Annotated in this window: 22 protein-coding genes, 2 tRNA genes and 1 pseudogene; 15 read left to right on the top strand and 10 right to left on the bottom strand. The window is 72.8% G+C overall.

Translation table 11 applies throughout. From position 1 onward, the window contains the following. Nucleotides 1–950 precede the first annotated feature (950 nt). The 4 genes from BSL84_RS35435 (at nt 951) to BSL84_RS12190 (ending at nt 5058) form a co-directional block, all read left to right on the top strand. Complete coding sequence (locus BSL84_RS35435; RefSeq protein WP_234363449.1) at nt 951–2297, top strand: SPFH domain-containing protein; 1347 nt, start codon at nt 951–953, stop codon at nt 2295–2297. Nucleotides 2298–2499: 202 nt separating this feature from the next. After that, nucleotides 2500–3120 (top strand): lytic polysaccharide monooxygenase auxiliary activity family 9 protein, encoded by a 621-nt coding sequence (locus BSL84_RS12200; RefSeq protein ID WP_030031302.1) that lies wholly within the window; start codon nt 2500–2502, stop codon nt 3118–3120. 26 nt (nt 3121–3146) lie between these two features. Beyond that, entirely contained in the window at nt 3147–4829 is a 1683-nt protein-coding gene (locus tag BSL84_RS12195) for an AMP-binding protein (RefSeq protein ID WP_075970338.1), read from the top strand. 155 nt (nt 4830–4984) lie between these two features. Continuing rightward, nucleotides 4985–5058 (top strand) — tRNA-Lys (locus tag BSL84_RS12190). A 257-nt stretch (nt 5059–5315) separates the two neighbouring features. Here the strand turns inward: BSL84_RS12190 and BSL84_RS12185 are convergent. Next, nucleotides 5316–6074, bottom strand: coding sequence for an IclR family transcriptional regulator (locus BSL84_RS12185; RefSeq protein WP_075970337.1), 759 nt, complete (start codon nt 6072–6074; stop codon nt 5316–5318). A 250-nt stretch (nt 6075–6324) separates the two neighbouring features. Here BSL84_RS12185 and BSL84_RS12180 point away from each other — a divergent pair, with 250 nt between their 5' ends. The 4 genes from BSL84_RS12180 (at nt 6325) to BSL84_RS12165 (ending at nt 10690) form a co-directional block, all read left to right on the top strand. Further along, a complete protein-coding gene (locus tag BSL84_RS12180; protein ID WP_079273171.1) occupies nt 6325–7515 on the top strand; it encodes an LLM class flavin-dependent oxidoreductase in 1191 nt (396 codons plus the stop codon). A 254-nt stretch (nt 7516–7769) separates the two neighbouring features. Then, on the top strand, nt 7770–9461 hold the full coding sequence (locus tag BSL84_RS12175; RefSeq protein WP_030027852.1) for a glycosyl hydrolase family 18 protein: 1692 nt from the start codon (nt 7770–7772) through the stop codon (nt 9459–9461). Nucleotides 9462–9621: 160 nt separating this feature from the next. Further along, a complete protein-coding gene (locus BSL84_RS12170) occupies nt 9622–10470 on the top strand; it encodes a helix-turn-helix domain-containing protein (protein ID WP_075972059.1) in 849 nt (282 codons plus the stop codon). Beyond that, the gene (locus tag BSL84_RS12165; RefSeq protein WP_075970336.1) at nt 10430–10690 is read left to right on the top strand and encodes a DUF397 domain-containing protein; all 261 of its coding nucleotides are present in this window, start codon (nt 10430–10432) and stop codon (nt 10688–10690) included. The genes BSL84_RS12170 and BSL84_RS12165 overlap by 41 nt, the downstream gene beginning before the upstream one ends. A gap of 12 nt (nt 10691–10702) precedes the next feature. On the opposite strand, the gene BSL84_RS12160 is transcribed toward BSL84_RS12165, so the two are convergent. Beyond that, a complete protein-coding gene (locus tag BSL84_RS12160; RefSeq protein WP_075972058.1) occupies nt 10703–11689 on the bottom strand; it encodes a LuxR C-terminal-related transcriptional regulator in 987 nt (328 codons plus the stop codon). A 270-nt stretch (nt 11690–11959) separates the two neighbouring features. On the opposite strand from BSL84_RS12160, the gene BSL84_RS36040 reads away from it, so the two are divergent. The 4 genes from BSL84_RS36040 (at nt 11960) to BSL84_RS12145 (ending at nt 15035) form a co-directional block, all read left to right on the top strand. Beyond that, nucleotides 11960–12133 carry a hypothetical protein gene (locus tag BSL84_RS36040; RefSeq protein WP_158880219.1) on the top strand — a complete coding sequence of 58 codons (174 nt, stop codon included), beginning with the start codon at nt 11960–11962 and terminating at the stop codon, nt 12131–12133. Between the two features lie 5 nt (nt 12134–12138). Continuing rightward, nucleotides 12139–12414: a hypothetical protein gene (locus tag BSL84_RS12155; RefSeq protein WP_030027856.1), complete on the top strand. Its 276-nt coding sequence runs from the start codon at nt 12139–12141 to the stop codon at nt 12412–12414. Between the two features lie 20 nt (nt 12415–12434). After that, nucleotides 12435–13640 (top strand): peptidase S1 and S6, encoded by a 1206-nt coding sequence (locus BSL84_RS12150; RefSeq protein WP_075970335.1) that lies wholly within the window; start codon nt 12435–12437, stop codon nt 13638–13640. Between the two features lie 84 nt (nt 13641–13724). Next, nucleotides 13725–15035, top strand: a complete 1311-nt coding sequence (locus tag BSL84_RS12145) for a hypothetical protein (RefSeq protein ID WP_075970334.1) — start codon at nt 13725–13727, stop codon at nt 15033–15035. 86 nt (nt 15036–15121) lie between these two features. Here BSL84_RS12145 and BSL84_RS12140 read toward each other — a convergent pair whose 3' ends face one another. Next, nucleotides 15122–16999, bottom strand: coding sequence for a putative bifunctional diguanylate cyclase/phosphodiesterase (locus BSL84_RS12140; RefSeq protein ID WP_045324098.1), 1878 nt, complete (start codon nt 16997–16999; stop codon nt 15122–15124). Between the two features lie 345 nt (nt 17000–17344). On the opposite strand from BSL84_RS12140, the gene BSL84_RS12135 reads away from it, so the two are divergent. Further along, complete coding sequence (locus tag BSL84_RS12135) at nt 17345–18580, top strand: M6 family metalloprotease domain-containing protein (RefSeq protein WP_045324099.1); 1236 nt, start codon at nt 17345–17347, stop codon at nt 18578–18580. A 74-nt stretch (nt 18581–18654) separates the two neighbouring features. On the opposite strand, the gene BSL84_RS12130 is transcribed toward BSL84_RS12135, so the two are convergent. From BSL84_RS12130 to BSL84_RS12115, 4 genes and pseudogenes are all read right to left on the bottom strand, one after another. After that, nucleotides 18655–18728 (bottom strand) — tRNA-Lys (locus tag BSL84_RS12130). Then, nucleotides 18719–19343 (bottom strand): annotated as a pseudogene (locus tag BSL84_RS12125) (bifunctional DNA primase/polymerase). Before BSL84_RS12125 ends, BSL84_RS12130 begins: the two are co-directional and overlap by 10 nt. Before the next feature lie 134 nt (nt 19344–19477). Beyond that, entirely contained in the window at nt 19478–19822 is a 345-nt protein-coding gene (locus BSL84_RS12120; protein WP_030026398.1) for a hypothetical protein, read from the bottom strand. Between the two features lie 242 nt (nt 19823–20064). Beyond that, entirely contained in the window at nt 20065–20646 is a 582-nt protein-coding gene (locus BSL84_RS12115) for an NADPH-dependent FMN reductase (protein ID WP_030026399.1), read from the bottom strand. Nucleotides 20647–20760: 114 nt separating this feature from the next. On the opposite strand from BSL84_RS12115, the gene BSL84_RS12110 reads away from it, so the two are divergent. Further along, entirely contained in the window at nt 20761–21240 is a 480-nt protein-coding gene (locus tag BSL84_RS12110; RefSeq protein WP_030026401.1) for a MarR family winged helix-turn-helix transcriptional regulator, read from the top strand. A 27-nt stretch (nt 21241–21267) separates the two neighbouring features. On the opposite strand, the gene BSL84_RS12105 is transcribed toward BSL84_RS12110, so the two are convergent. From BSL84_RS12105 to BSL84_RS12095, 3 genes are read right to left on the bottom strand one after another with little or no spacing between them, the layout of a single operon-like run. Next, nucleotides 21268–22608, bottom strand: a complete 1341-nt coding sequence (locus tag BSL84_RS12105; RefSeq protein ID WP_045324103.1) for an AAA domain-containing protein — start codon at nt 22606–22608, stop codon at nt 21268–21270. Between the two features lie 5 nt (nt 22609–22613). Further along, entirely contained in the window at nt 22614–24209 is a 1596-nt protein-coding gene (locus BSL84_RS12100; protein ID WP_075970333.1) for a hypothetical protein, read from the bottom strand. Continuing rightward, nucleotides 24197–25369, bottom strand: a complete 1173-nt coding sequence (locus BSL84_RS12095; RefSeq protein WP_107069736.1) for a hypothetical protein — start codon at nt 25367–25369, stop codon at nt 24197–24199. Before BSL84_RS12095 ends, BSL84_RS12100 begins: the two co-directional genes overlap by 13 nt. A 126-nt stretch (nt 25370–25495) precedes the next feature. On the opposite strand from BSL84_RS12095, the gene BSL84_RS12090 reads away from it, so the two are divergent. After that, complete coding sequence (locus tag BSL84_RS12090; RefSeq protein WP_045324106.1) at nt 25496–26089, top strand: histidine phosphatase family protein; 594 nt, start codon at nt 25496–25498, stop codon at nt 26087–26089. The last annotated feature ends 761 nt before the right edge of the window (nt 26090–26850 follow it).

Here is a 26850-nt window from a genome sequence, read left to right as displayed (position 1 = left end):
TCCCGGCGCCGTCCGGCCAGGCCTCCACCGCGTACGCCGTCCCGGCACCGAGCGGTGAGTTGTCGCCTCGCGTGGCGCAGCCGCCGACCGCACCGCGCGCAACGGACGGGGGCGCCGCCGCCTCGCCGGGGGTGCCGGCCGTGCTCGCCGCGCCCGCAGGGCCGGTGCCCTCTGCGTCGGGGGCCGCCCCCACGCCGCTCGGTACCCATGCTTCGTCCGGACCGGCGTCGCCGCATGCCGGGGCGGGCCTCCGTCCGACGGCGGCCGCGCCGCACCCCGTGCCGCATGCGGCGCAACCGTTGGCCACGACGGCCAGCCGTTCGGCGACGGGCACGGTCGACGGCCCCGTGACGGCCGGTACCGACGCTCCGTCCCGGGCGGCCAAGCCGCAGGCCGGGGAGGGCTTCCGCCCGGGGGTGGCTGCGCCGCACCCCGTGCCGGGGGAGCGGGACCGGTCGGGGTACGCACCTGAACCGCGCGGTGCGCAGACGGTGCGGCCGCAGGTCGCGGCGGGCTCCTGCTCGGCGGCGGGCACGGCCGACGGGCCGGTGAAGGCCGGTACGGATGCTCCGCGCCGGTCCGTGGCGGCCGTGCCGCACCCCGTGCCGGGGGAGCGGGACCGGTCGGGGTACCCACCTGAACTGCACGGTGTGCAGGCTCCACGCCGGTCGGCGGACCGGCAGGCCGGGGCGGGCTGCCGCCCGGCGGCGGCTGCGCCGCACCATCCCGAGCCGGTGGAACGGGACCGGACGGCGGCTGCGCCGCGCTCCGCGCCGGTGGAGCGGGAACGGTCGGGGGCCGCATCCGAACCGCACGGGGCGCAGGCTTCGGGCCGGGCGGGGGAGACGGAGGTCGGGCTGGGGCTTCCTTCGGCGGTCGGTGTCGGTGCTCCGGGCCGGGCGGTCGGTGTGTCGGTGGATGCGGGGTCGGCGGGAGCGGAGGGTGAGGTCGTGACTGCTGCGCGGGGGCAGAACGGGACCGAGGACGAGCCCGAGCCCGAGCACGAGCGCGCCGCAGGCGGGGTGGTGCCCGCCGCGCGGGGGCAGGTCGAGCCTGAGCCGGTGCACGCCCAGGCGGAGGCCGGAGCCGAGGCCGTCGACATCCCGCCCGCCACCCCGCGGCCGCGGAACCCCGCCGACGCGGCGAACTCGGGCGTGCCCGGGCCCGGTGTGGCCGAGATCGTCGCCCAGGCGGTGGCCCGCGGCATGGAGGAGGCCGGCGCCCCGGACCTGGCGAAGGCCGCCGCCCCGCACCGCGGCACCTCCGTCACCGAGGTACCGGTGCACCTCCCCTTCCGTGCCGACGCGGCCGACTCGGCGGCCGCCGCCACCGCCACGGCCCGCCCGGCGCCCGCCCGCACGTACAGGCCCGCCCGGCCCGCGCCCGGCCGCCGGGTCCCCCAAGGCGACGACCGCCTCCGGGAGCACCGCGGCCCGGTGCTGCCCGGCTGGGTCGGCGTCGCCGTCGGCGGCCTGGCCCTCGCCGGCTGCACGGCCGTGCTCTGGCGGGCGGGGATCGTCCCCGCCCCCCTCGTCGCCGCCTTCGGCGCGGCCCCCCGCGCCTACCGGGGACTGCACGCCGTCCACTGGCCGCCGCTCGCCTTCCTCGGCGTCGTCGCCCTCGTCGCGCTCGGCGGCCTCGGCCGGGCCCGTACCGGCCACGCCTGGGTGCTCACCCTCTTCGGCCGCTACCGCGGCACGGTCCGCCGTACCGGCCTGACCTGGGTCAGCCCCCTGCTGCTGCGCCGCCGGGTCGACGTACGCCTGCGCCACTGGCGCAGCGACCCGATGCCCGCCGTCGACTCCGACGGCCTCGCCCTCCAGGTCGTCGTCCAGGTCGTCTGGCAGGTCAAGGACACCGCCCGGGCCACCCTCGCCGTCGCGGACCACACCGCGTACCTCGCCGAGCAGGTGGAGTCGGCCATGGCCCGGGTACTGTCCCAGCTCCCGGCGGACGCCTTCCACGACGACGCCCCGACCCTGCGTGACGCCGAGGCCGTCGGCGACGCGCTGACCCGGATGCTGGCGGCCGAGACCGAGGCGGTCGGCATCGAGGTGTACTCGGCCCAGCCGACCCGGATCGAGTACGCGCCCGAGGTCGCCGAGGCCATGCGCCGCCGGCGGGTCGCCGCGATCGACGCCAAGCACCGCGACGCCGTACTGACCTCGGTGGTGGACGCCGTCGACGACACCGTCCACCGGCTGACCTCGCGCGGGCTCGTCGAGCTCGACGACTACGAGCGCAAGGCCCTCGTGAAGGACCTCACGGTCGCCTTCTGCACCGGGCGTACCGAGTAGACACACAGCGCGCATCGCTCAGCCAGAGGGAACGGGTGGCCGGAAGTGACCGGACCACCCGTTTCCTCATTGGTATGGACATGGCCAACTCTCGTCAATAATCTGGGACTTGGTCTAGACCTGAAGAATCCCCATGCGCGCGCTCGCCGAACTCCCCCCACGTTCAAGGAGCATCATGCGTCCCCTCCGCCGCCCCCTTCGCATGCCCAGAATCCCCGCGACATCCGGAGCGTCCAGGAGGGCCGGCGTCGCCGCGCTCGGCCTCGGACTCGTCGCCGGCATCACCCTCGTCGGCGCTCCCAGCGCCAGCGGCCACGGCTACACCGACACCCCCATCAGCCGCCAGAAGCTCTGTGCCAACAGGACCGTCTCCGACTGCGGCGCGATCCAGTGGGAGCCGCAGAGCGTCGAGGGCTTCAAGGGCTTCCCGGCCGCCGGCCCCGCCGACGGCAGGATATGTTCCGGCGGACTCCCGCAGTTCGCCGAGCTCGACAACCCGCGCGGCGGCGCCTGGCCCACCACCAAGGTGACCAGCGGCCAGAGCTACGGCTTCAGGTGGCAGTTCACCGCCAACCACTCCACCACCGACTTCAAGTACTACGTCACCAAGGACGGCTGGACCGGCACCAAAGCCCTCACCCGCGCCGACCTCGAACCCCAGCCCTTCCTCACCGTCGCCTACAACGGCGCCCGCCCCGCCATGACCACCGTCCACCAGGGCTCCATGCCCAGCGGCAAGAGCGGCCGGCACCTGATCCTGGCCGTCTGGACCGTCAACGACACCCCGATGGCCTTCTACGCCTGCTCCGACGTTCAGTTCTGACGAGTCGTCAGCTACCCTCCGGCGGCATGCGGACGACGACGACAGCACCCGAAACCGTCGCGGAGCTCATGGTGCGCCAGTGGGGCGACCACCGGCCCGGGCTGGTGTACGAGGACGGCGAACGCCGCGCCCTCACCCACCACCGGACCGCCCAGGAGGCCGCCGCCCGCGCCGCGCTCCTCGTCGACCTCATGCCCGCCGGCGCGGAACCACACCTCGGGGTCCTGCTCGACAACACCCCCGAGTTCCCGTTCTGGCTCGGCGCGGCGGCCCTCGCCGGGGCCGCCGTCGCCGGGATCAACCCCACCCGGCGCGGCCCCGAACTGGCCCGCGACATCCTGCACACCGACTGCCGCCTCCTGATCACCGAGCCCGCCCACCTGCCGCTGCTCCGCGGCCTCGACCTGCCCGGCGTACGCGTCCTGGTCACCGGCACCGAGGAGTACGCGGCCCTCCTCGCGCCCTACGCCGCCGCCAAACCCGGCGAGGCCGCCCTGCGTACCCCCATCCCCGGCTCCCGCCTCCTCCTCTACTTCACCTCCGGCTCCACCGGCGCCCCCAAGGCCGCCGTCTGCAGCCAGGGCCGGCTCGCGGCCGCCGGCGCCTCACTGGCGCGCCGGTTCTCCGTCGGCGCGGACGACGTCCACTACGTCTGCATGCCGCTCTTCCACGGCAACGCCGTCATCGCCGACTGGCTCCCCGCACTCGCCGCCGGCGCCGCGGTCGCACTGCGCCGCCGCTTCTCCGCCTCGGCGTTCCTGGACGACGTGCAGGCCTACGGCGCGACGTACTTCACCTACGTCGGCCGGGCGATCCAGTACCTCCTGGCCACCGAGCCCCGCCCCGACGACCGCGACCACCGCCTCCGGCTCGGCTTCGGCACCGAGGCCGGGGCCGTGGACGCCGCCCGCTTCGCCGAACGCTTCGGCGTCCGCCTGATCGAGGGCTACGGCGCCACCGAGGGCGGCGCCTCCGTCCAGCGCACCCCGGACACCCCGCCGGGCGCCCTGGGCCGGGCGGGCGCTGGCGACGACCTGGCGGTGATCGATCCGGAGACGGGCGAAGAATGCCCGCCGGCCGTCCTGGACGGGAGCGGCCGCCTGCTCAACGGCTCCACCGCGATCGGCGAGCTCGTCAACCGGGGCCGCAGCCTCTTCGAGGGCTACTGGCGCAACCCGGACGCGGAAGCCGAACGCACCCGGGACGGCTGGTACTGGACGGGCGACCTCTTCTACCGCGACCCCGCCGGCTTCCTCTACTTCGCGGGCCGCACCGACGACCGGCTCCGCGTCGACAGCGAGAACCTCGCCGCGGCGGTGATCGAGAACATCCTCGCCCGCTGGCCGGACGCGACCGCGGTCGCCGTCTACGGAGTCCCGGACGAAGCGGCCGGAGACCAGGTGATGGCGGCCCTCTCGCTCCGCGAGGGCACGTCCTTCTCCCCGGAGGCCTTCGAGGCCTTCCTCTCCCGCCAGCCGGACCTGGGCACGAAGATGCCCCCGCGCTACGTCCGCATCGTCCCCGAGATGCCGGTCACCGCGACGAACAAGATCCACCGCGTGGCCCTGCGCCGCACCGCCTTCCGCTGCGCGGACCCCGTCTGGCACCGATCCCCCGCCGGGGGCTACGCCCCCCTGACCCCGCCGGCCCTGTCCGCCCTTCTGGCCCGCTACGAGGCCCATGGCCGCCTCGGCCTCCTGCCCCAGTGAGGCTGCGGCGCCCGGATCCAACCTCGCCGGCGTTTGAGGCGCGGGGTCCGGGGCGGAGCCCCGGGAAACACCGGGCTCCGCAGGGCCCACACGCACCCCGCAGGTAATGGTTTGGAGCACCCCCGAGGACCGGGTAGTATTTTCTCTGTCAGCAGGCGCCGCTAGCTCAGTTGGTTAGAGCAGCTGACTCTTAATCAGCGGGTCCGGGGTTCGAGTCCCTGGCGGCGCACCTGTCCTTCGGGCGGTTTCCGGTTCACCGGGAACCGCCCGAAGTGTTTTCCGGCCTGAGGGCTCTGGAGCCCCGCCCGCCTACTCCGCCCCCTAGGGCCTGTATCGAGTTGCCCCGCGGCGTCGCGACGCCCGGCACGCACCCTCGGCGCACGAGCCGAATGCCCTGGTAGCTCCGCTACGAGGACATTCGTCCCGCACGCCGAGGGCACGCACAGAACGCCGCTCCTTGCTCCACGGGGCAACTCGATACAGACCCTAGAGCGTGAGCGACAGCAGCAGCGGCGCGGCCTTCCGGTTCAGGGTGTCCGCCGCCGCCCGCAGCCGGTGCGCGTGCTCGACCGGCATCGGCAGGGCCAGGCAGCCGACCGAGGCGCCCGCCGTGATCGGGACGGCCGCGCAGACCGTGCCCACGGCGTACTCCTGCAGGTCCAGCATCGGTACGGTGGCCGGCTGGGAGTCCAGCTTCGAGAAGAGGATCCGCTCGTTCACGATCGTCTTCGACGTCAGTCGGGCGATCTTGTGCCGGGACAGGTGGTCGCGCCGCCCGTTCAGGTCGAGCTGCGTCAGCAGGCACTTCCCGACCGCGCTCGCGTGCGCGGCCGACCGGAAGTCGACCCACTCGTGGACCTTCGGGGTGCGCGGGCTGTCCGCGAACTGCGTGATCTTGACCTCGCCGTCCACGTACCGGCTGATGTAGACGGCCGCGCCGACCGAGTCGCGCAGCCTGTCGAGGGTCTCCTGGAGCTTGTCGGTCAGAGCTTGCTGGCGGTCGGTGCCGGACCCGAGCAGGACGAGGGAATCCCCTATGGCGTACGCGCCGTCCGCCACCTGCAGGACGTACCCCTCCCGGCGCAGCATGAGCAGCATCGGGGCGAGATGGACTGCGGGCAGGCCGGTCTCACGCGCGATCTGCGCGTCGGTCACACCACCGGTGTGACGCGCGATCGTTTCGAGTACGCGCAGTGCGTACTGCACCGAGTGGAACGGCGCGGTCGGCTCGGGCTTCAGCGCCACGGTTTCCCCCTAGCAGGTTGTTACCGCTTGCCCTACCACGATAGCCATCAAGAGGCCCATGTGGAGCGCCTGTTGAGGAGATTGATGGCTCGATCACATCCGTCTGCCTGGATCTACGCCATTGGCATATGCCATGGTCACGCGCACTGCATCGTCGGGCCGGGAATGCCCGGCGGCCGCTCACGGTTCGAGTTCTTCGTACGGTGTCGCACGGCCTCGTGCGGACGTGGACAAGGGGACGGGAGCGACGATGAGTGACACCGGGGATACGAACGGCGTGTCGAACGGCGTGTCGGCGGGTGCACCGAACGAGGGACGGGACGAGGTACGGCGCGAGGCGCCGAGCGCCCCCGCGCCGGAGAACCGCAGCGGCATCCGGGGCGCCGCCCTCGGCCGCGCCCCCGTACCGCTCTCCGTCCTGGACCTCGTCACCGTCGGCGCCGGCAGCACCGCGCACGACTCCCTGCGCACCAGCGTGGCCATCGCCCGCCTCGCCGAGTCCCGCGGCTACCACCGCCACTGGGTCGCCGAGCACCACTCCATGCCCGGCGTCGCCAGCTCGTCCCCGGCCGTGATCCTGGCCCACCTCGCCGCACACACCTCCCGCATCCGGCTCGGCTCCGGCGGCGTGATGCTGCCCAACCACGCCCCGCTCGCCGTAGCCGAGCAGTTCGGCACCCTGGAGGCGCTGGCCCCGGGCCGGATCGACCTCGGGCTCGGCCGTGCCCCCGGCACCGACGGCCGCACCGCCGCCGCGCTGCGCGGGCCCGGACGCCTCGAAGAGGGCGCGGACGAGTTCCCGCGCCGGCTCGCGGAGCTCACCCGCTTCCTCGACGACGACTTCCCCGACGGACACCCGTACGCCCGCGTGCACGCCGTCCCGGGCCCGGTGCAGGGCCCGGCCGGGCGGCCGCCGCTGTGGCTGCTCGGCTCCTCCGGCTTCAGCGCGCAGCTCGCCGGCGAGCTCGGCCTGCCCTTCGCCTACGCCCACCACTTCTCCGCGGCCGGGACCCTGCCCGCGCTCGACCTCTACCGCCGCAGCTTCCGGCCCTCCGCCGTCCTGGACGCCCCCTACGCCGTCATCGGCGTCTCGGCGCTCGCCGCCGAAACCGACGAGGAGGCCCGCGCCCAGGTGGCCACGGGGGCGCTGTCGATGCTGCGGCTGCGCACGGGGCGTCCGGGGCTGGTGCCCACGCCCGAGGAGGCGGCGGCGTATCCGTACACCGCGCTGGAGCGGGAGTTCGTGGACGGCTGGCTCGCCAACATCGTCCACGGCACCCCCGACGCGGTCGCCGACGGGCTCGACGACCTCGCCAAGCGCACCGGCGCGAACGAGCTGATGCTGACCGCCAACGCCCACAGCGGGGCGGCCCGGCTGCGTTCGTACGGACTCGTCGCAGATGCGTACGGCATGCCCGCGGAGGTGTCCGCGGCCAACTGAAGCCGTGAGAACGGGGTTTGGCTGGTTCATTGCCAAAACCTTGCGAGAGCGTGTCTCAAGGGAACCTTAAACCGCTCGTCACCCGGGGTGGCGAGCGGTTTCTGATGTTTGATCAGGTCTCTGACTAGGGGGAATGGCGCGAGAGTGGTCTAGTCCTTCTTTGGTCCGAACCATTGACGGCGTGTGGCGGTGATCGCTATCACTTCTCTCACCCGAACTCCCGCTCTCCCCTCCCAGCCCCCCGGAGGCAGTTCATGCACATCCGTAAACCCCTCGTCGCGGCCGCGGCGACCGCCGCGCTGGCAGCCGGAGCGCTCGCCTCCTTCGCCGGCCTCGGCACGGCCCAGGCCGCCGACACCGCGACCGGAGCGGCGGCGGGCGGCGTCCGTATCGCCTACTACGACCAGTGGAGCGTGTACGGGAACGCCTTCTACCCCAAGCACCTCGACACGCGGGGCATAGCGGGCAAGCTCGACGTGCTGAACTACTCGTTCGGCAACATCCACCCCACCGAGCTCACCTGTTTCGAGGCCAACAAGGCGGCCGGCGACGACAACAACCCCAACGCCGGTGACGGCGCGGGTGACTCCTTCGCCGACTACCAGAAGACCTTCGGCGCGGCCGACAGCGTGGACGGCGTCGCCGACACGTGGAACCAGCCGATCGTGGGCGTCTTCAACCAGTTCAAGGAACTGAAGGCCAAGTACCCACACCTGAAGATCAACATCTCGCTGGGCGGCTGGACCTACTCCAAGTACTTCCACGACGCGGCCAAGACCGACGCCTCCCGCAAGAAGTTCGTCGCCTCCTGCATCAAGCAGTACATCAAGGGCGACCTCCCGGTGGAGGGCGGCTTCGGCGGCCCCGGCACCGCGGCCGGCATCTTCGACGGCATCGACATCGACTGGGAGTACCCCGGCTCCGCCGGCGGCCACCTCGGCAACCACTACGGCCCCGAGGACAAGCAGAACTTCACCCTGCTGCTCCAGGAGTTCCGCAAGCAGCTCGACGCCGAGGGCGCGGCCAACGGCGGCAAGAAGTACATGCTGACCGCGGCCCTCCCGGCCGGCCAGGACAAGATCAAGTACATCGAGACCGACAAGATCGGCCAGTACTTGGACTACGCCAACATCATGACGTACGACATGCACGGCGCCTGGGACGGCGACGGGCCCACGTACCACCAGTCCCCGCTGTACCCGTCCGCCGCCGACCCGACCGACCCGATCGCGCCGGGCACCGAGAAGTACAGCATCGACAACGCCATCGACTCCTGGATCGACGGCAACCCGGCCTACGGCATCGCCGGCGGCTTCCCCGCCGGCAAGCTGACCCTGGGCTACGAGTTCTACTACCGTGGCTGGAAGGGCGTCCCGGCCGGCACCACCAACGGTCTCGCCCAGACCGCGACCGGCGGCTCCGGCGCGCGACCGCTCAGCCAGCAGGCGGGCATCGCGCACTACAAGGAGCTCGGCGGCATCGTCGACAACCCGTCGACCACCTTCTGGGACGACCAGTCGAAGTCCTCGTACTTCTACAAGGACGGCGAGTTCTTCACCGGCCTGAACCAGAAGTCCATCCAGGCCCGCGTGGACTACGGCAAGCAGCGCGGCCTGGCCGGCGCGATGATGTACTCCCTGCTCGGCCTGGACAACAACGCCACGCTGCTGGGCCAGATCTCCGACGCCCTGGGCGGCACCACGGTCCCGCCGACCACGCCTCCCACCACGCCGCCGACCACGACCCCGCCGACGACGACCCCGCCGACCACCCAGCCCCCGACCGGCTGCGGCTCGACCCCGGCCTACGTCGCGGGCACGGTCTACACCTCGGGCAACGAGGTCTCCCACAACGGCCGCAAGTACAAGGCCCAGTGGTGGACCCAGAACGAGACGCCGGGCACCACCGGTGAATGGGGTGTCTGGAAGGACCTCGGCGCCTGCTGATCTCCCCCCACCCCGCGCCGAGCGACGCCTCCGCCCCGTCCCCTCTCCCAGGGGCGGGGCGGAGGTGTGTCACATGGTTGCCGGTTTCCGGACACCGGAACGTAGCGCTGTCGCTACGCTCGGCCACAAGCCCGTTTTCCCGCTTGGGGGTGCCGTTCTCATGGTCCTGGCCCGCGACATCGATCCCAGCGCCTCGCCGCTGGACTACTACAGCTACGAGCTGCGCCGGCTGAGGGAAGAGGCGGGCCTCAAACAGGCGGAACTGGGCGCGATCATCTTCTGCACCGGCTCCCTGATCGGCATGGTGGAAAACGGCCGCCGGGTCCCGACCAGGGACTTCTCGGAGCGGCTGGACGCCGCCCTCGGGACGGGCGGGGTGTTTTCCCGCCTGGTGGGGCTCGTTCTGCGGAGCCAGCTGCCGACGTGGTTCCAGGCGTTCGCCGAGCTGGAGGTCCGGGCCACGAACATCTCCTCGTTCCAACCGCAGCTGGTGTACGGGCTCCTGCAGACAGAGGCATACGCCAGGGCGGTGCTCCATGCGGGGTGGGGTCAGAACCTCGATGAGGCGGTGGCCGCAAGGCTGGAGCGTCAGCGCATCCTGGGCAGGGAACGCCCACCATTTGTGTGGGTGGTGCTGGATGAGGCGGTACTGCACCGCCCCTTCGGCAGCCACGAGATCATGCGCGGGCAGCTGGACCGGTTGCTGGAGTTTCAGGACCGCCGCGAGGTGCGGATTCAGATTCTCCCGTTCAGCGCGGGACAACACCCTGCCACTGTAGGCGCGTTCACCGTCCTACGGTTCGATGGTGATCCGGATGTCGTCTATGCCGAGAGCTACGGTTCGGCCCACGTGAAGGCAAATCCCGAGACGGCAAGGGACTGCGCGCATCGCTACGATCATCTACAGGCCGCGGCGCTCTCCGTTGAGGAATCTGCGGCGCTGATCGCTCGCGTACGGGAGGAACGGTATGGGGACCCACACCAAGTTGACGGGCGTGCGCTGGCGTAAGTCCAGCTACAGCGGCGGGACCGGCGGCGAGTGCGTCGAGTGCGCACCCCTCGGCGGCGCCGCCTGGCGCAAGGCTTCGTACAGCAGCACCAATGGCGGCGACTGCGTCGAGGTGGCCGCTCAGCCCTGTCGGGTCGCCGTGCGGGACTCCAAGAATCCCGACGGGCCCACCTTCACCGTCGGGCCGGAGGCCTTCGCCGCCTTCGTCCGCAGCATCTGACGACTCAAGCCGTCAGAGCCAGCCCTGCTGGGCCGCCTTGAGGCCCGCCTCGAAGCGGCTCGTGGCGTGGAGGCGTTCCATCAGCGCGGACATCTGCCGCCTGACGGTACGCAGCGACACCCCGAGCCGCTTGCCTGCGGCCTCGTCGGTCATGCCGGAGGCCAGCAGTTTCAGCAGTTCCAGTTCGGCCGCGCTGGGCCGGGTGTCGTCCGTACGGGCGCGGTCCGCGCCCAGCGGTACGGCCGCCTGCCACGTCTGCTCGAACAGGGTGACCAGGGAGGCCACGATCCCCGGTGCGCTGGTGCACAGCGCGCCCAGACGGGAGTGCGCCGGGTCGATCGGGACGACCGCCACCGTGCGGTCGAAGACCAACAGGCGGGGCGGCAGCAGCGGGCTCGTGCGTACCTGACCGCCCTGCTCGGTGAGCCAACGCGCGTAGGCCAGCGTCGTGGGGTCGTTGCGGGCACTGTCCTGGTAAACGGAGCGCATCTCGATGCCCCGAGCCAGTGCCCGCTCGTCGAGCGGGCGGGAGGACTCCAAGCTGGCCTCGGACAGGGCGCCGCCCGGCAGGATCGCCAGGCACTCGCACTCCAGGCCGTGGGCGAGCTGTTCGAGCCGGCTCTGGATGGCGTCCATCCCCACGAGCCGTTCCGCGCCGTCGACCTCGGTGTTCGGGCGGAGCTCGGCGAACTCGGAGACGACCTGCGCAGCCGCGGCCTTGCTGCGTGCCAGCTCCTCCTGCTGCCGGGCCAGTTCCTCCTCCTGGCGGCGCAGCAGCAGCTCCAGGCCCAGTTCCGGTCTGACCGCCCGCAGGGCGCCCGGGCAGTCCCGGGAGGGTCTGAGCAGGTCCAGGTCGACCAGCCGGTCCAGGCCGTCGCGGACCCGCGTCTCGGTGAGGCCGAGGCGGGCGGCCAGCTCGGCAACCCCTCCGGAAGGGTCGGCGAGCATCCCCCGGTACACGGCTTCCACGTCGGCCCCGAGCCCCAGTGCCTGCAGCAAGTCCACGCCCCCCAGCGCTACTTCGGCCGCCCTGTCGGACCGCCGCCACCGTGATCGTAGGCGAAGTCTGGCACCAAGGTGCCAGGCCTCTTGGTGCCAGGCAGAAACCCTTCTGCACACGTGGCACGGGCAGCAACATGGTGATCACCGGGACGGCGGGGACGAGAGTCCCCGGCTCAGGCCAGAGCCTCAAGGACGGCCCGGGACAGCGCGCAGCAGCACACCGCACCGAACGGACCGCCACCCAGCTCTCGACCTCGGGGGAAAGCCATGTCCCGCACCGCCCGCCTCGCCGCTGTCGCCGCCGCCTTCGCCGCCCTCTGCGCCGCCGCCGTCACCACCACCTCGGCGCCCGCCCCTGCCGAAGACAGCCGCATCAGCGCGGCGAGCATCAACTGGGACACGCCCCCGGCGGACGCCGACCCCAGCATCAACTGGGACTAGCCGACGTGCGCATCGTCCGGGCCGCCCTCTCCGGGCCCCGCCAGGACCCCGACCGCCACGGCGTGCTCGCGCTCCTCTCCGACCTGATCTGGGCCCACGCCGAGGCCGCACACGGACTGGAACACGTACGGGCCAAGGCCGCCGACCACGGCGTCGACCTCTACCTCTTCCTGCGTGCCGCCTCGGAAGCCGCCGCCCTGGACCAGGCCAACGCCCTCCTCTCCGGTGCCCGCGCCCCCCTGCGCGCCCACGGCTACCGCACCGCCGAACCCCGTCGCTGACACCCTCACGAAGGAACACCGTGACCACCACCCTCCGCCGGGCTGCCCGCAAGACCGCGGTCGCCGCCCTGTCCGGCGCCCTCGGAGCCGGACTCCTCACCGCCGCGACCGTCGCGGCCGCCCCCGTCGCGCAGGCCGCGACCACGTGCAGCGGCACCGCCTCCCTCTACGGCGTGCTGCCCGACGGCCGCCTCACCTTCAGCACCATCACACCCGCCACCGGCGAGCTGAAGAAGGTCCTCGTCGGGGCCGACCTGGGCTTCGAGCCCAAGGCGATGGCCACCCTGAACTTCAACACCATCCTCGTCACGTCGACGGCCGGTGCGCTCTACCGCGTCGACGTGCTCACCAACAACACCTCGCTCGTCCTGGAACGCCCGCCCGTCAAGCTCTTCGACAGCGGCTGGACCCACGACAAGCTCACCTACGACGGACACGGCCACCTCTACGGCACGGCCGGGGGAGTGCTGATCCAGTACCTGGTCTCGCAGCCGAAGCCGACCGGCTCCGCCCACATCGGGCAACGCAGGGAGATCGGCAGCGGCTTCGTCCTGAAGACCCTCACCGCCGTCGGGGACGACCGGCTGCTCGCGACCACCACGGCCGGCGCCCTGTACTCGTACAAGATCGACAGCGCCGGCGGCTGGGACCGCGACGACCTCAAGGCCTCGGGCTGGTCCGCCTTCGACCAGGTCGTCTCGCCCGGCGGCGGCCTCTACTACGGCCGGATCGCGGCCACCGGCGCCATGTACTGGTACAAGGACGCCAACCCGGCCGACGGCTCCGGCGCCGACATCGCCTACCACAACGACGACCCCGTCAACACGGGCGGCTGGACACAGCAGTTGCTGTCCGCGCAGCCGGGCACCTTCAGCTGCACCACCACCGCCGACCCGCTCGACGGCCGGGACATCCCCGCGGTGAAGGCGGCCGGACGCGACCTGATGAACAAGCACGACGGCGGCGCCTGGAACAACTCCACCCAGTGGAACTGCCTGGAACAACTCTGGGACAAGGAGAGCGGCTGGCGCTACTGGGCCGACAACCCCAGCTCCACCGCCTACGGCATCCCGCAGGCCCTGCCCGGCTCCAAGATGGACGCCTTCGGCGACGACTGGCGCACCAACCCCGTCACGCAGATCAAGTGGGGCCTGTCCTACATCGACGGCCGGTACGGCACGCCCTGCGCGGCCTGGAACCACTTCCTGAACAACAACTGGTACTGAGCCGCAACCCTTCCGCTTCCGCTTCCGCTTCCCTCCCACAGCTCGACGCGCGTACGTCCGGGCTGCCCGAATCCGGAGACACCCATGCTCTCGTCGTCCCTCAAGCGCCGCCTCGCCGCCACCCTCGCCGTCGGCGCCACCACCCTCGGCCTGGTCACCGTCACCTCCGCCCCGGCCCAGGCCGCCGCCATCTGCGGCGGCAACGTGTCCGTCTACGGCACCCTCCCCGACGGCCGCCTCACCTACACGGCGATAGCCCCCAACACCGGAGACCGCGTCAAGACGCTGATCGGCGCGAACCTCGGCTTCACGCCCAAGGCGATGGCCACCCTCAACTTCAACACCGTCCTGGTGACGTCGACGGCCGGCGAGCTGTACCGCGTCGACATCCAGACCAACGACAACGCCCTCGCCCTGGCCGGTGTCACGAAGATCTGGGACAGCGGCTGGACCTTCGACAAGATGACCTACGACGGCGCCGGCCACCTCTACGGCACCGTCGCCGGCCAGCTCCACCGCTACAACGTCTCCCAGGCCAAGCCCAGCGGGCCCGCCCACATCGCCAAGCACGTCGTCATCGACGAGGGCTTCGTCCTCAAGACCCTCGCCGCCGTCGGCGACGACGTCCTCCTCGCCAGCACGGCGGACGGCAGGCTGCTCTCGTACCAGATCAACGGCGTCGGGGACTGGGAGAGCTCGCAGCTCAAGAGCAGCGGCTGGTCGGCCGTCGACAGCCTGGTCTCGCCCGGCGGCGGCCTCTACTACGGCCGGACGAACGGCGGGATGTACTGGTACCACGACGCCGACCCCACCGACGGCAAGGGCGACGACATCGCCTACCACCCCGCCGACCCGGTCGACGCGAGCGGCTGGACCCAGTCCCTGCTCTCCGCCTTCGCCGGCGACTGCACCTACCAGCCGCCCGCCCCGCCCACCCCCACCCCGTCCACCAAGGGCGGCCAGATCGCCCGCAGCGAGATCATGAGCCGTGCCGTGAACTGGCTGAACCGCGACATCCCCTACAGCCAGAGCGCCTACGCCTCCGACCCGGACGGCGGCCACACCTACCGCACCGACTGCTCGGGCTTCGTCTCCATGGCCTGGCACGCCTCCACCAGCTACACCACCGCCAGCCTGCCGAGCGTCAGCACCACCATCTCCAAGTCCGACCTCCAGCCCGGCGACGCGCTGAACACCTCGGACGGGCACGTGGTGCTCTTCGAGAAGTGGATCGACAAGGGCGCCGGGAAGTTCTCGTACATCCACGAGTCCAACCCCAACGACGACATGATGCGCGGCCAGGACTACCTCAACGGCGGCTCCGACGGCCGCATCGCCGGCCACGCCGCCTCCGGCTACGTCGCCCTGCGCTACGACAAGACCGTCAACGGCTGACCCGTACCGCACCACCGCGTACCGCACCACCCGCACGGCGAAGGCCGGACCGCCCCGAGCGGTCCGGCCTCCCGGCGTCGCGCCGGTCAGACCAGCGGACGCGGGGCGGGTCCGTCGGGCAGGGGGGCGGCCGCCGCCTCCACGCGGCGGCCGATCATGCGGGCGATCACGTCCGGGGCCACCGCACGGGAGTACAGCCAGCCCTGGCCCGTGTCGCAGCCGACGCGCCGCAGCCGGGCCGCCTGGCCGGCGGTCTCCACGCATTCCGCGGTCACCGTGAGGCCCAGCCGGTGCGCGAGCTGGACCAGGGCCTCGACGATGGTCTCGTCGGCCGGGTTCGGGTGCGTACCGTCGTCGTAGCGGAAGCCCCGGACGAAGGAGCCGTCCAGCTTCAGCACCGAGACCGGCAGCCGGCTCAGGTAGGCCAGGTTCGAGTAGCCGGTGCCGAAGTCGTCGATGGCGATCCGCACGCCCATGTCGCTCAGCGCCTGCAAGGCCTGCAACGGGCGCCCGGCCGATCCCATCACCGCCGACTCGGTCAGCTCCAGCTGGAGCAGCTGCGGCGCCAGACCCGTCTCCGCGAGGATCTCCGCGACATCGCCCACCAGGTCTGAGTCCCACACCTGCCGTACGGCGACGTTCACGGACACGAAGACCGGGGTGTCGCTGGGCTGTTCGATCTGCCAGCGCCGCGCCTGCCGGCACGCGGTGCGCAGCACCCACTGCCCCAGCTGGACGATGGAGCCGTCCTCCTCGGCGATGCCGATGAACCGATTCGGCGTCAGCGTGCCGAACTGCGGGTGCCTCCACCGCACCAGGGCCTCGACCCCGCGCAGCGCGCCGCTCTCCAGGTCCACCAGCGGCTGGTACTCCAGCGCGAACTCGCCCCGCTCCACGGCCGGCCGCAGCGTCGAGGACAGCGCCTGCCGGGTCATGCGGTGCGCGTTGCGCTCCGGGTCGAAGAGGGTCCAGCGGGCCTTGCCGTCGGCCTTCGCCCAGTACAGGGTCGTGTCGGCGGCCTGCATCAGGCCGGTCGCCGAGGTGCCGTCCGTGGCCCGCTCCACCACGCCGATGGACGCGGACACCGACAGCCGCTGCCCGGCCAGGTCGAACGGCTCCTGTACGGCGGCCAGTACGCTGCGCGCCAGGTCCGCGAGCTGCTCGGTGCCGGTGGAGTCCTCCACGAGCAGGGCGAACTCGTCGCCGCCGAGCCGCGCGACGAGGTGGCCGCCCGTGCGCCCGTAGCCGGACTGGTCGGCGCACTGGGTCAGCCGGGCGGCGACGGCCGTCAGCAGCCGGTCGCCGACGCGGTGTCCGAGGGTGTCGTTGACGGCCTTGAAGCCGTCCAGGTCCAGGTAGCACAGGCCGATCCGGCCGGTGCCGCCGCCGTGCTCGTAGGAGGAGGCCTCCAGGGCGGCGGAGAGCCGTTCGAAGAACAGGGCCCGGTTGGGCAGCCGGGTGACCGGGTCGTGCATCTGGAGGTGGCGCAGCCGGGCCTGGAGGTCGCGCCGGTCGCTGATGTCGGAGACGGACAGCAGGACGTTCCCGGTGCCCGGTACGGGCCCCAGCGTGACCTCGGTCCACAGCGAGTGCCCGTCGGGGTGCTTGAGCCGGCGGGTGCAGCGCAGCCGGGCCTGCCGGCCGCGCAGGACCTCCTGGTAGGCGGCCCAGGTGCGGGCCTCCGCGGCCAGGTCCACCAGATCGGCGGCGCAGCGGTGGACGAGCGCGTGCGGCTCGCTGCCGAGCAGGCCGGCGAAGGCCTGGTTGGCGGTGACGACGTAGCCCTCGCGGTCCACGACGGCCATGGCGAGGTGGGCCGCGTTGAAAGCGGCCCGGTAGTCGCGCAGATCGGAATCGGCACGCTGGGATGCCGACGGCACTGCCGGCACTGACGGGTGACGCTCCGTAATGGCCGATCGGATGCTGTCGGCCGCCGAACCGGTTCCTTCTGAGGTTCCGCTCACCGTTGGCCCCGCAGTGTTCGTGAGTGTCCGTGCAGGAAAGTGTGCCGATCATAGAGGCTGCCGGGAGGCCCTATCCAGCGGCGTCACCGGTTGAGACGGCGGGGTTCGGCGTGATGACGGATCGTCGGACCAAGATCGCGTGATCGTTTCTGCGCGGCAATGAGCGGGAGGGGGCTTCCGCTGATCCCGGGTGATCGGACGTGACGTTCTGTAGGTACCCGCGTGAAGTTCGGGGGTCACCGGCTTGCCGTACCACTCACTCGTGCGGGGCACTGGAACTGGGCATTAGTAAGACAATCGCCTCAAGGTGGCTAAACAGGTACGAATCAACCACCGGAGGTCGATGTGACGCGACAGCAGACACCCGGGGGAGTGGACCGCTCTCGCGTCCGAAGTACCGCCGCGGCACTCACTTCCCTCACGGCGCTCGCCGCCATGTCGCTCGTCGCGGGTCCCGCGGTGGCCGATTCCGGCGCGGGACCCTGTGCGCTGACCCGCACCGGGGCCCATCACTCCCTGGGCCTGGACACCTGGAACGGCGCCTACCCCAAGCCCGAACGCACCCTCGACGCGGTCATGGTCTTCCTCTCCTTCCCCGACCACCACAGCACGGTCACCCCCGAGCTGCTCACCCGCGACTACTTCCCCGCCACCAGCGACTTCTTCGAGCGGGCCTCGTACGGACGGTTCCGCCTGGCCCCGCACCCGCAGAAGCGGTGGGTCCAGATGCCCAGGCCGTCCACCGCGTACGGGATAAGGCGCGACTGGGCCCCCGGCGACCGCGCCGCCTACCTGCGCGACGCGGTCGCAGCGGCCGACGCCGACGTGGACTTCGGCAAGTACGACATCGTCTACTTCGTCGCCGACCCGGACGCGCCCGGAGTGGACTCCGACGCCACGAAGGTCGTCAACTTCGACCGCCCCATCGTCGCCGACGGCACGGAACTGCGCCGGATCGTCACCGTCTTCGAGCGCCACCCGCCGGACCGCAACGTGCTGGCCCACGAGACCGGACACGTCTTCGACCTGCCGGACCTCTACCACCGGCCCACCGACGGCAAGGGCGACTGGGACACCTACGTCGGGGACTGGGACGTCATGGGCAGCCAGTTCGGCATGTCCCCCGACCTCTTCGCCTGGCACAAGTGGAAGCTGGGCTGGCTGGACCCCTCCCAGGTCGACTGTGTGCAGTCGGGCTCCTCCCTGCACACCCTGCAGCCGCTGGGGCAGGCCCCGCCGCGCGGCGGTACCGGCGGCACCCGGCTCGCCGTCGTCCGTACGGGGCCCGGCAGCGCGATCGCCGTCGAGGCGCGGGGCTCGTCCGGCAACGACGGCGACACCTGCACCGAAGGGGTCCTCGTCTACCGGGTACGCAACGAGGCGGCCTCGGGCGGCGGCCCCATCGAGGTACTGGACGCCCACCCGGAGACGGAGGCCTGCTGGGACCGGTCGGTGTACCCGCCGCTGGCGGACGCGCCGCTGCAGGTGGGCGAGACGTACACGGTGCCGGGAGAGCGGATCACCGTCGAGGTGGCCGACCGCACCCGGTCCGGCGCGTACACGGTGAAGATCACGACGTGACGGCCTGACGCCGCACCGTACCGCGGCGGCACGAAGAAGGCCCCCCACTCGCGTGGGGGGCCTTCCTCCGTCTGTGCGCCGCCAGGGACTCGAACCCCGGACCCGCTGATTAAGAGTCAGCTGCTCTAACCAACTGAGCTAGCGGCGCTTGCTGACGAGGAAGACATTAGCAGGAGGATCCGCGGAACGAAAAATCGATATCCCCAGGTCCCGTCCGTGCGGCGGCGCGGGCCGCCCGTACGAAGGCCCACAGCAGCGCCTCGGGGCCCGGCAGCCAGGGCTCCCGGGCGTCGGGGGCCACCAGCCACCGCGACGGACCCGGGCCGGCGGCGAGCGGAGGGACGGTGACGGCGTCACCGAGGCCGTGGCACAGGGGGGCCGGGGCGGGCCGGGAGGCCCCCCACTCCTCCCACGCCAGCAGCGCGGGCAGCCGGTGCGCGGTGCCGGGGGCGGCGAAGAGCAGCATCCGGCCCCGGTGCACGGCGACCGGGCCGGAGCCGGGGCCCTCGGCCCACAGCAGGTCCAGCACCCGGCGCCCGAGCACGAGCGGGACGTTGACGACGTCGAAGGCGCTCCCGCAGGGCAGGGTCGCCGGGAGGCCCGGGCGGGCCTCCCACAGTGCGAGGGTGCGGCGGGGGTGCGCGGAGGCGGAGGCGAGCCAGGCGGCGCCCTGCGGTGTGACGTGTGTGGCGGGCGCGGTGCGTGTGCGCTCGCCGCGGGCATGGAGGGCGGTGCATCCGTGGGCCGTCGTCAGCGTCGTCATATGCCAAGGTCTACCCGCCGTAGCGGGTCGAACTCCAAGAGTCACCGAAACCCGGACAGGAGCGCCCTGCCTGGAGTATGGTGCCCCCCGCATATGACGCGCCGCGCCGGACCCGGCCCGGTCCGGCCTGCCGCCTATGTGAGGTCGGCGCGGCCGTACTGGAGGGTCTCGCCGAATTCGATCATCTTGCGGGTGTAGTCCTCGGTCCAGTCGGCCTGTTCGGCGATGGCCGCGGGGGTGAGCCGGTCGAACCGCCGAGGGTCCGCCAGCTGGGCCGCGGCCAGGGCCTGGAACTCCACCGCCCGCTCCTGTGCGGCCCGGAACGCCAGGGTCAGTTCGGTCGCACGCGACAGCAGCTCCCGCGGGTCCTCGATCGACTCCAGGTCGAAGAAGTGCTCCGGATCCGCCACGGCCTCCGAGGGCTCGAAGAGCAGCGGCGCCGGCCGCGGCCGCCGCTCGGTCCGCTCGGGCTCTGCCATCCCTGTCCTCCTGCTGCGCGTGAGAAAACCTTCCTGGCCACCGTCCATTGTCCAACGCCCCGCAAGGGCGCGCCCCGACAGGTTGGAACACCTGTACGGCCGGTGAGGTGCAGGAGCAGCCCGACGGGCTCCGTGACGGGCGAGTCGACCAGATGATCGGCCGGGGTCGCAAAGCACCCCCGGACCGTGCTGACCGGCCGTCAGTCGCGCCCCCGCCTGCGACGGGCCGGTCGGGATCCGGGTCAGGCGGTGACGGCAGCCGCCTCCAGCTCGGCGGCGCGCTTCGCCGCCAGCTCGGCCAGGTCGGCCAGTACGGCGGCCAGCTCGCCCGCCAGGGTCTCCGGGGCCTCGAAGCCGTCGGCGCCGATGAGCTTCGGGATGCCCGGGACGGCGACGGAGTGCTCGGCGGGCAGCATGCCGAGGCGGGTCAGGACGGGCAGCAGCATCTCGGCAGCGGGAGCGCCGCCGGTGGGGCCGGCGCTGTAGCTGACGATGCCGACCGGCTTGCCCTTCCACTCGTTGTAGAGGAAGTCGATGGCGTTCTTGAAGGGCGCGGTGAAGCCGCTGTTGTACATCGGCATCACGAAGAGGAAGGCGTCGGCGGAGTCGACCAGCGCGCTCCAGTCGCGGGTGTGCTGGTGGGCGTAGTTCCCGGTGGAGGCGTACTCCGGCTCGTCCAGGAAGGGCAGCGCGATCTCGGCGAGGTCGACGGGGGTGACGTCGAAGCCGCCGTGTGCGACCGCCTGCCCGGTGACCCACCGCGCGAGCGGGCGGCCTGAGGAGGTGGGGCGGGTGGCGGCGGAGATGACGTGCAGGCGGGTCATGGGTGGGCTCTCCCGGTCCATGTGGTTGTTGACGTGTCACCTAATGAAAGCGTTATGTGCGTGACGTGTCAACCAGGTAGATGATGTGTCACCGACCTGACTAAAGTGGAAGACATGACCCCCGCATCCGAGCCCCGCTGGCTCACCGAGGCCGAGCAGGACGCCTGGTACGCCTGGCGGCGGATGTTCCCGCTGGTCAACGCCGAGATCGCACGGGACCTCAGCCAGGACAGCGGGCTCTCCGAAGCCGACTACGACGTGCTCTCCGTGCTCGGCGAGACGGACGGCCACCGCATGCGCATCAGCGCACTGGCCGAGCTGATGCGCTGGTCGCGCAGCCGGCTGTCCCACCAGCTCACCCGCATGGAACAGCGCGGCATCGTCCGCCGCGAGGAAGTCGCCACCGACGGCCGGGGCGCCGAGGTGGTCCTCACCGACACCGGGATCGCCGCGATCAGGAACGCCGCCCCGCTCCACGTCGAATCGGTCCGCCGCCACCTGATCGACACCCTGACCCCGCAGCAGCTCCAGACCCTCGCCGAGGTGGGCGAAGCCCTCCGCGCCCACTTCGCCGCCACCCGCAAGGGCCGGTAGCGCCGCGCCGCCGCGCCGGAGCCCGCGCTACGGCCGCCAGGACACCCGGTGCTCCGCCAGATGCGCCAGGACCGAATGGTTCGCCTCCCAGCCGTCCGGGAATTTCACCGTCACGCCCAGCTGCACCGGCTCCGTCGACGGATGGTCGTCCAGCAGCTCCGCGATGCCCGCCCGGGCCACCACCACGCACGCGTGCCGGTGCCGTGACGCCAGCACGCACAGCCGGCCCGTCTCCAGGTGGAAGGCCGTCGCGTCCGGGCGGCCCGACAGCGGGTGCAGGACCACCGTCAGGTCGTACTCGCGGCCCTGCAGCCGGTTCGCCGTGTCCACCGTGACCCCCGTGACCCCCAGCGAGGCCAGCGCCGCGCGGACCGCGGCCGCCTGGTCGCGGTGGGCCGTGCCGACCGCGATCCGGTCCGGCGTCAGCGGGACCGGCCCCGGCGACTGCTCGTCGGAGGTCACCGCCCCCCGGTCCAGCGCCCGCCGCACCACCAGGGCCACCGCGGCGACCGCCTCCGGGTCGGTGCGCGGCGTGTGCCGCGCCGGCAGCTCCAGCAGGCCCCAGCCCGCCTCGGCGGCCTCGTCCAGCACCCGGTCCGGGCCCGACCCGTCCGACGCCACCCCGTACGACAGCCTCCGCTCGCCCGGGCCCGTACCGCTGCGGAACTGCGTGTACGGGTAGAACGCGCGGGACACCAGCGGTGCCGCCGTCGCCGGAAGCCGCCACGACACCGGCAGCCGGTGCTGCGGCAGCTGCGGATTGTGCGCCAGCAGGGTGCTCACCGCCGACGCCGAAGGGTCGTAGGACAGACCCGCCCACTGCTCGGCCCCGACCACGCTGAAGGGGTCCAGCTGCCCCGGGTCGCCCACGAACAGCGCCCGCTCGAACAGCCCCGCCACGGCCAGCAGCGCGTCGGAGCGCATCTGGTACGCCTCGTCGACGATCGCGTGCTGCCACGGCTCGACGTCCCTGACGAACGCCCACTTCGCCGCCGTCGAGATGGTGATCGGCAGCTCCGCCAGGTCCCCCGGCTTGGCCGACAGCGTCACCGACGGCAGCTCCCGCAGCGCCGGGTCGTAGGCGTCGCCGTCACTGCTGTGCAGCCGGCCGACCTTCAGCTCCGGATCCTTCTCGGCCAGCCGCAGCACCAGGTCGTCGACCTGCGCGTTCGTCTGCGCCACCACCATCAGCCGACGCCCCGCCGCGGCCAGCTCCCGCGACGCGCGGACCACGAGCGTGGACTTGCCCGCCCCCGGCGGGGAGTCGACGACGACACCCCGCTCGGCCCCGTGCAGCGTGTCGTGCAGGATCGCCGCGGTCGCCCGGGCGGCAGCGGCACCCGGGTCGAAGGCAGCCGGTGCGGTCACAGGAGTCAAAGGATGTCCTCGTCGGTGACGGCGTCGGGAAGGTGGACGGCGGCCCCGGATCCCGGCGGCCCGCCATGGGTCCACGGCGTCTGCTCCGCGTCCGGCAGCTTCGGGCCGCCGCGCGCGTCGTGCTCGAACAGCGTCCAGCACACCCGGTCGCCCTTCTCCGGCACGGAACCCGGCTCCGGATCCCGGCCGCGCCCCATCTTGTCGAGGATCCGCAGCACCACCTGCCCGTCCTCCTCGAACCGGACGAAGCGCGCGCTCTGCGGCCGCCCGCCCAGCGAGCGGTACACCTTCACGGCACCGCCGTCGGCGAGCTGCGGCCGGTCCTCCGTGGACACCGTCACCAGCGGCCGGGGACTGGGCCGCTTCGACTCCGTCCACTCCATCACCACGTCCGTGACCTCCCCCGCGAACGCCTCGCCCGCCAGCCTCCGGCCCGCCATGACCAGCGGGTCGTCCAGCGCCTCCTGCGCGTCCAGACGCACCTGCTCGGTCTCCCGCGTGGCCAGCTTCTGCGCCGCCGTCACCGCGTCGTCCCGGCGCGGCTGCGGCGGCTCGCCCGCCCGGACCCGGTCCCGGTGCCCGGTGTACGACCAGCGGTCGCGCGTCCAGCGCTCCTGCGCACGCTCGCCCGCCGGCAGCGCGCGGACCAGGTCGACCGCCTCCCACGTGGCCCGCCAGGTGCTCGCCATCTGGTCCACCACCAGCCGGCGCACGGCCCGTTCCGCCGCACGGACCTCGCCGTCGCCGCCGCCGTCCCCGGACCCGGCCCTGGCCGCCCACGCCGAGCGCGCCGCGTCGTAGCGGGCGATCGCCGGAGCCAGCAGCTTGTTGTCGAAAGCCGGGTCGGTGGCCGGACCGGCCGGCGGGCACAGCAACTGGCCCCCGGAGTCACGGCACATCTCCGCACGCAGGGCCGCCTCCGCCCCCGACCGGCCGCCCGACGGCGCGATCCAGGCCAGGAGCGCGCCCAGGTGCTGGTCCTCCAGGTTGCTCTGGCCGGTCGCCCAGTGCCGCGACAGCAGGTCCGTCGCCGCCAGCAGCATCGAGGACCCGGGCACCCGCGCCCGTTCCCCGAGGTGCGTGAACCAGCGGCCGAGCAGCGGCACCTGCGACGGCGCCGGATGCGGATTGTCCGGATCCTCCTCCGCGGTGCGCCGGAACCTCATCGACCGCCCCAGCAGCCGCACGTACTCGACGCCCGCCCGGCTCGGCACGATCAGCTGCGGGGCGTCCACGCACAGCTCGGTCTCGACCTTGACCCGCCTGCCCGTCTCCGGATCGGTCTCGCTGCGCTCCGCCGGCTCCACGGCATCGGCGTACGCGTCGACGTACGCCAGTACGTGGACCGCGAGCTCGGCGAGGAACGCCCAGCGCAGATCCCGGTCGCGGGGCTGGGGTATCACGAAGACCCGCGGCTCGTTCCGGTCGGTACCGACCATCGCGCCCAGCGGCGCCCCCGCCTCACCGGCCGTGGTCAGCGGGACGAAGACCAGCGGGTGCTCACTCAGATGGCGGTGGCGCACCGTCGCGAGCGGCTGGGCGCGGCCCGCCCGGACGGCCTCCAGCCGGGCCAGGGTGCTCAGCAGCGGCATTCGGACGGCTCCGGGACATGTTGGCGGGGCAGGGCGGCGGCCGTCTCCAGCGCCTCGGCACGCAGCCGGGCCGCGCGGTACAGGGCGGCGGCCGCGGGGTCCTCGGCGCAGCCGGCCCCGGAGGCGGCCGCCAGGGCCTCCTCGACGGTGGTCAGCGAGCCCAGCTCGCCCCGTACGGAACGGCCCAGCGTGGTCACCTCGTCGGCGGTACGCGCCCGCTCCCGGCAGTGGAAGGCCAGCTCGCAGGCGGCCAGGCACTCGGGGGTGTAGGCGGCGTCCACCGCCGAAACCGCCTCGGCCAGCTCCTCGGCGGTCCGCTCCGGGTCGAAGGTCAGCCCCTCGGGCAGCGCGGCGGCCAGCTCCTCGACCCGGGTCAGCCGGTCCAGCTGGCGCCGGGTCACCGCACGCTCGCGGCGGACGTCGACGGGGGCGGCGGTGGGCAGGTTGGAGAAGTCCTTGGGGCACACCAGCAGCACGGTGTGCCCGACCTCCGCGCCGGCCAGCTTCCCGGCGGTCCGCTCCAGAGCCAGGACGTAGACGGCGGCCTGGCGGGCCGCCGCGCCCACCTTCGCGGCGTCCGCGGCCCCGTCGATCATGGGGAACGACTTGATCTCCACGACGGTCCAGCGGCCGTCGGGGTGCACGACGACGGCGTCCGGCTCCAGATAGGCCGGGGAGCCGGCCACCTCCAGAGCCAGCATCGGATGGTCCAGCAGGGTCCAGTCCCGCGCCGCCGTGGCCTCGCGCAGCGCGAGCGCGGTCCGGGCGGCGCGGCCCTCGGGCCCCGCGGCCGTGAGGTCCGGGACACGGGCGCCGGCCCCCGGCGGCGGCTCGGCGGCCGGATCGAGGTACCGGTGGACCAGCCGCAGCAGCTCGGCGCCGCCGTCGCCCTTGACCTTCGCCTCGAAGGAGTTCCCGCGGACGATGGCGAACTGCGACTGCCCGAAGGAGGCGGGCGAGCCGAGGGCCGAGGCCAGGGCGTTCTTGTCCACACCGGCGCCGTCGAGCAGTGCGCGTCTGCCGCAGCCGGGATTGGCGGCGAGGGCCGCCAGCGACCGGGCGTCGAGCGGGCGGGGCTGCACGGCGGGGCCTCGCAGGCCGGCGAGCCGCTGGCGCAGCGTGCTCGGCTGCGCGGGGCTGCTGGGCGGGTAGGAGCTCACCCGCGGAAGTGTCCCATCCGCCACTGACAATCGTCAGCGGGGCGCGGAAACGGGCCGGTGGGAGAGCCGGCCGGGGGCGTGTTGGATGATGGGCGGACGAGGAAACGCACCGATCGGGAGATTCGCATGGCCCCCCGCATCCTGCTGGCCCGCCACGGCCAGACGGCGTGGTCCCAGCTCGGCAAGCACACCGGGCGCACGGACGTGCCGCTGCTGGAGGAGGGCAGGCAGGGCGCGAAACTGCTCGGCGAACGCCTCGCCCGCGACCCGTGGAAGGGCCTGCCCGGCCTTGAGGTACGCACCAGCCCGCTGGCCCGCGCGAGCGAGAGCTGCGACCTGGCGGGCTTCGGGGTGCGGGCGGAGCCGTGGGACGTGCTGATGGAGTGGGACTACGGCGACTACGAGGGCATGACCCCGGCCGAGATCCAGGCCGTCCGGCCAGGCTGGCTGATCTGGCGCGACGGCGTCCCCGGCGGCGAGTCCGTCGCCGACGTCTCGGCGCGTGCCGACGAGGTGGTGGCGTGGGCGCGCTCGGCGGAGCGGGACGTGCTGGTGTTCGCCCACGGGCACATCCTGCGTACGCTGGCCGCGCGCTGGCTGGGCTTCGACGCGTCCTTCGGCGCCCGCATCCGGCTCGAACCGACATCCCTGTCGGTCCTGGGGTGGGCGTACGGGGCGCCGGCGCTGGAACGCTGGAACGACACGGGACACCTGGCCTAGCCGTTCCGCTCCCGCGGCGGGTCGCAGTTCGGGGGCGGCCCCGGGCCGGTGTGCTGGGGCCCTTCCGCTCCCGCGGGGGTGGCGGCTTGGTTCGTGCCCTGCGGGCCGGTGGCTGCTGGGGCTCCGCCCCAGACCCCATGCTGGGGCTCCGCCCCAGACCCCCGCGCCTCAAGCGCCGGCGGGGCTGGTGTGGTGCGGGCGGTCGCGGGGCCGGGCCCTTCCGCTCCCGCGGGGGTGGCGGTTTCGGGCGTCGGCCGGGGCCGGTGTGCCGGGGCCCCTCCGCTCCTGCGGGGGGTGGCGGTTTCGGGGCAGCCCCCGGGCCGTGTGCTGGGGCTCTGCCCCAGGCCCCGCGCCTCAAGCGCCGGCGGGGCTGGTGTGGTGCGGGCGGTCGCGGGGCCGGGCAGGGGTGTCTCCTCGGCTCGGCGTGCGCGAGCGATCACCACGGTGCCCGGCGGTGACGCCTCGTCCTGCGGGGACACCCCTGCCCGTCCCCGCTCCAACCGCGACGAGAAAGGTGTCCCCCAGGCCCTCTCGGCGGCTACCGAGTACTGGCGGAGCCACACCGTGGGGTGGGGACACGGCGGAGTGTCCCCGCAGGACGAGCGCGCACCACCGGCCCGCCTCCGCGATATGCAGTACCGCGCGAGCCGAGGAGACATTCCGGCGGGGCACCACCCCACACCACCCAAGCCCCGCCGGCGATTGAGGCGCGGGGTCTGGGGCAGCGCCCCAGCACCACCGACCCGCACGATCCCGCCTCG

The sequence above is a fragment of the Streptomyces sp. TN58 genome (assembly GCF_001941845.1).
In the GTDB taxonomy this organism is placed as follows: Bacteria; Actinomycetota; Actinomycetes; order Streptomycetales; family Streptomycetaceae; genus Streptomyces.
This window is presented reverse-complemented; position numbering and strand designations above follow the sequence as displayed.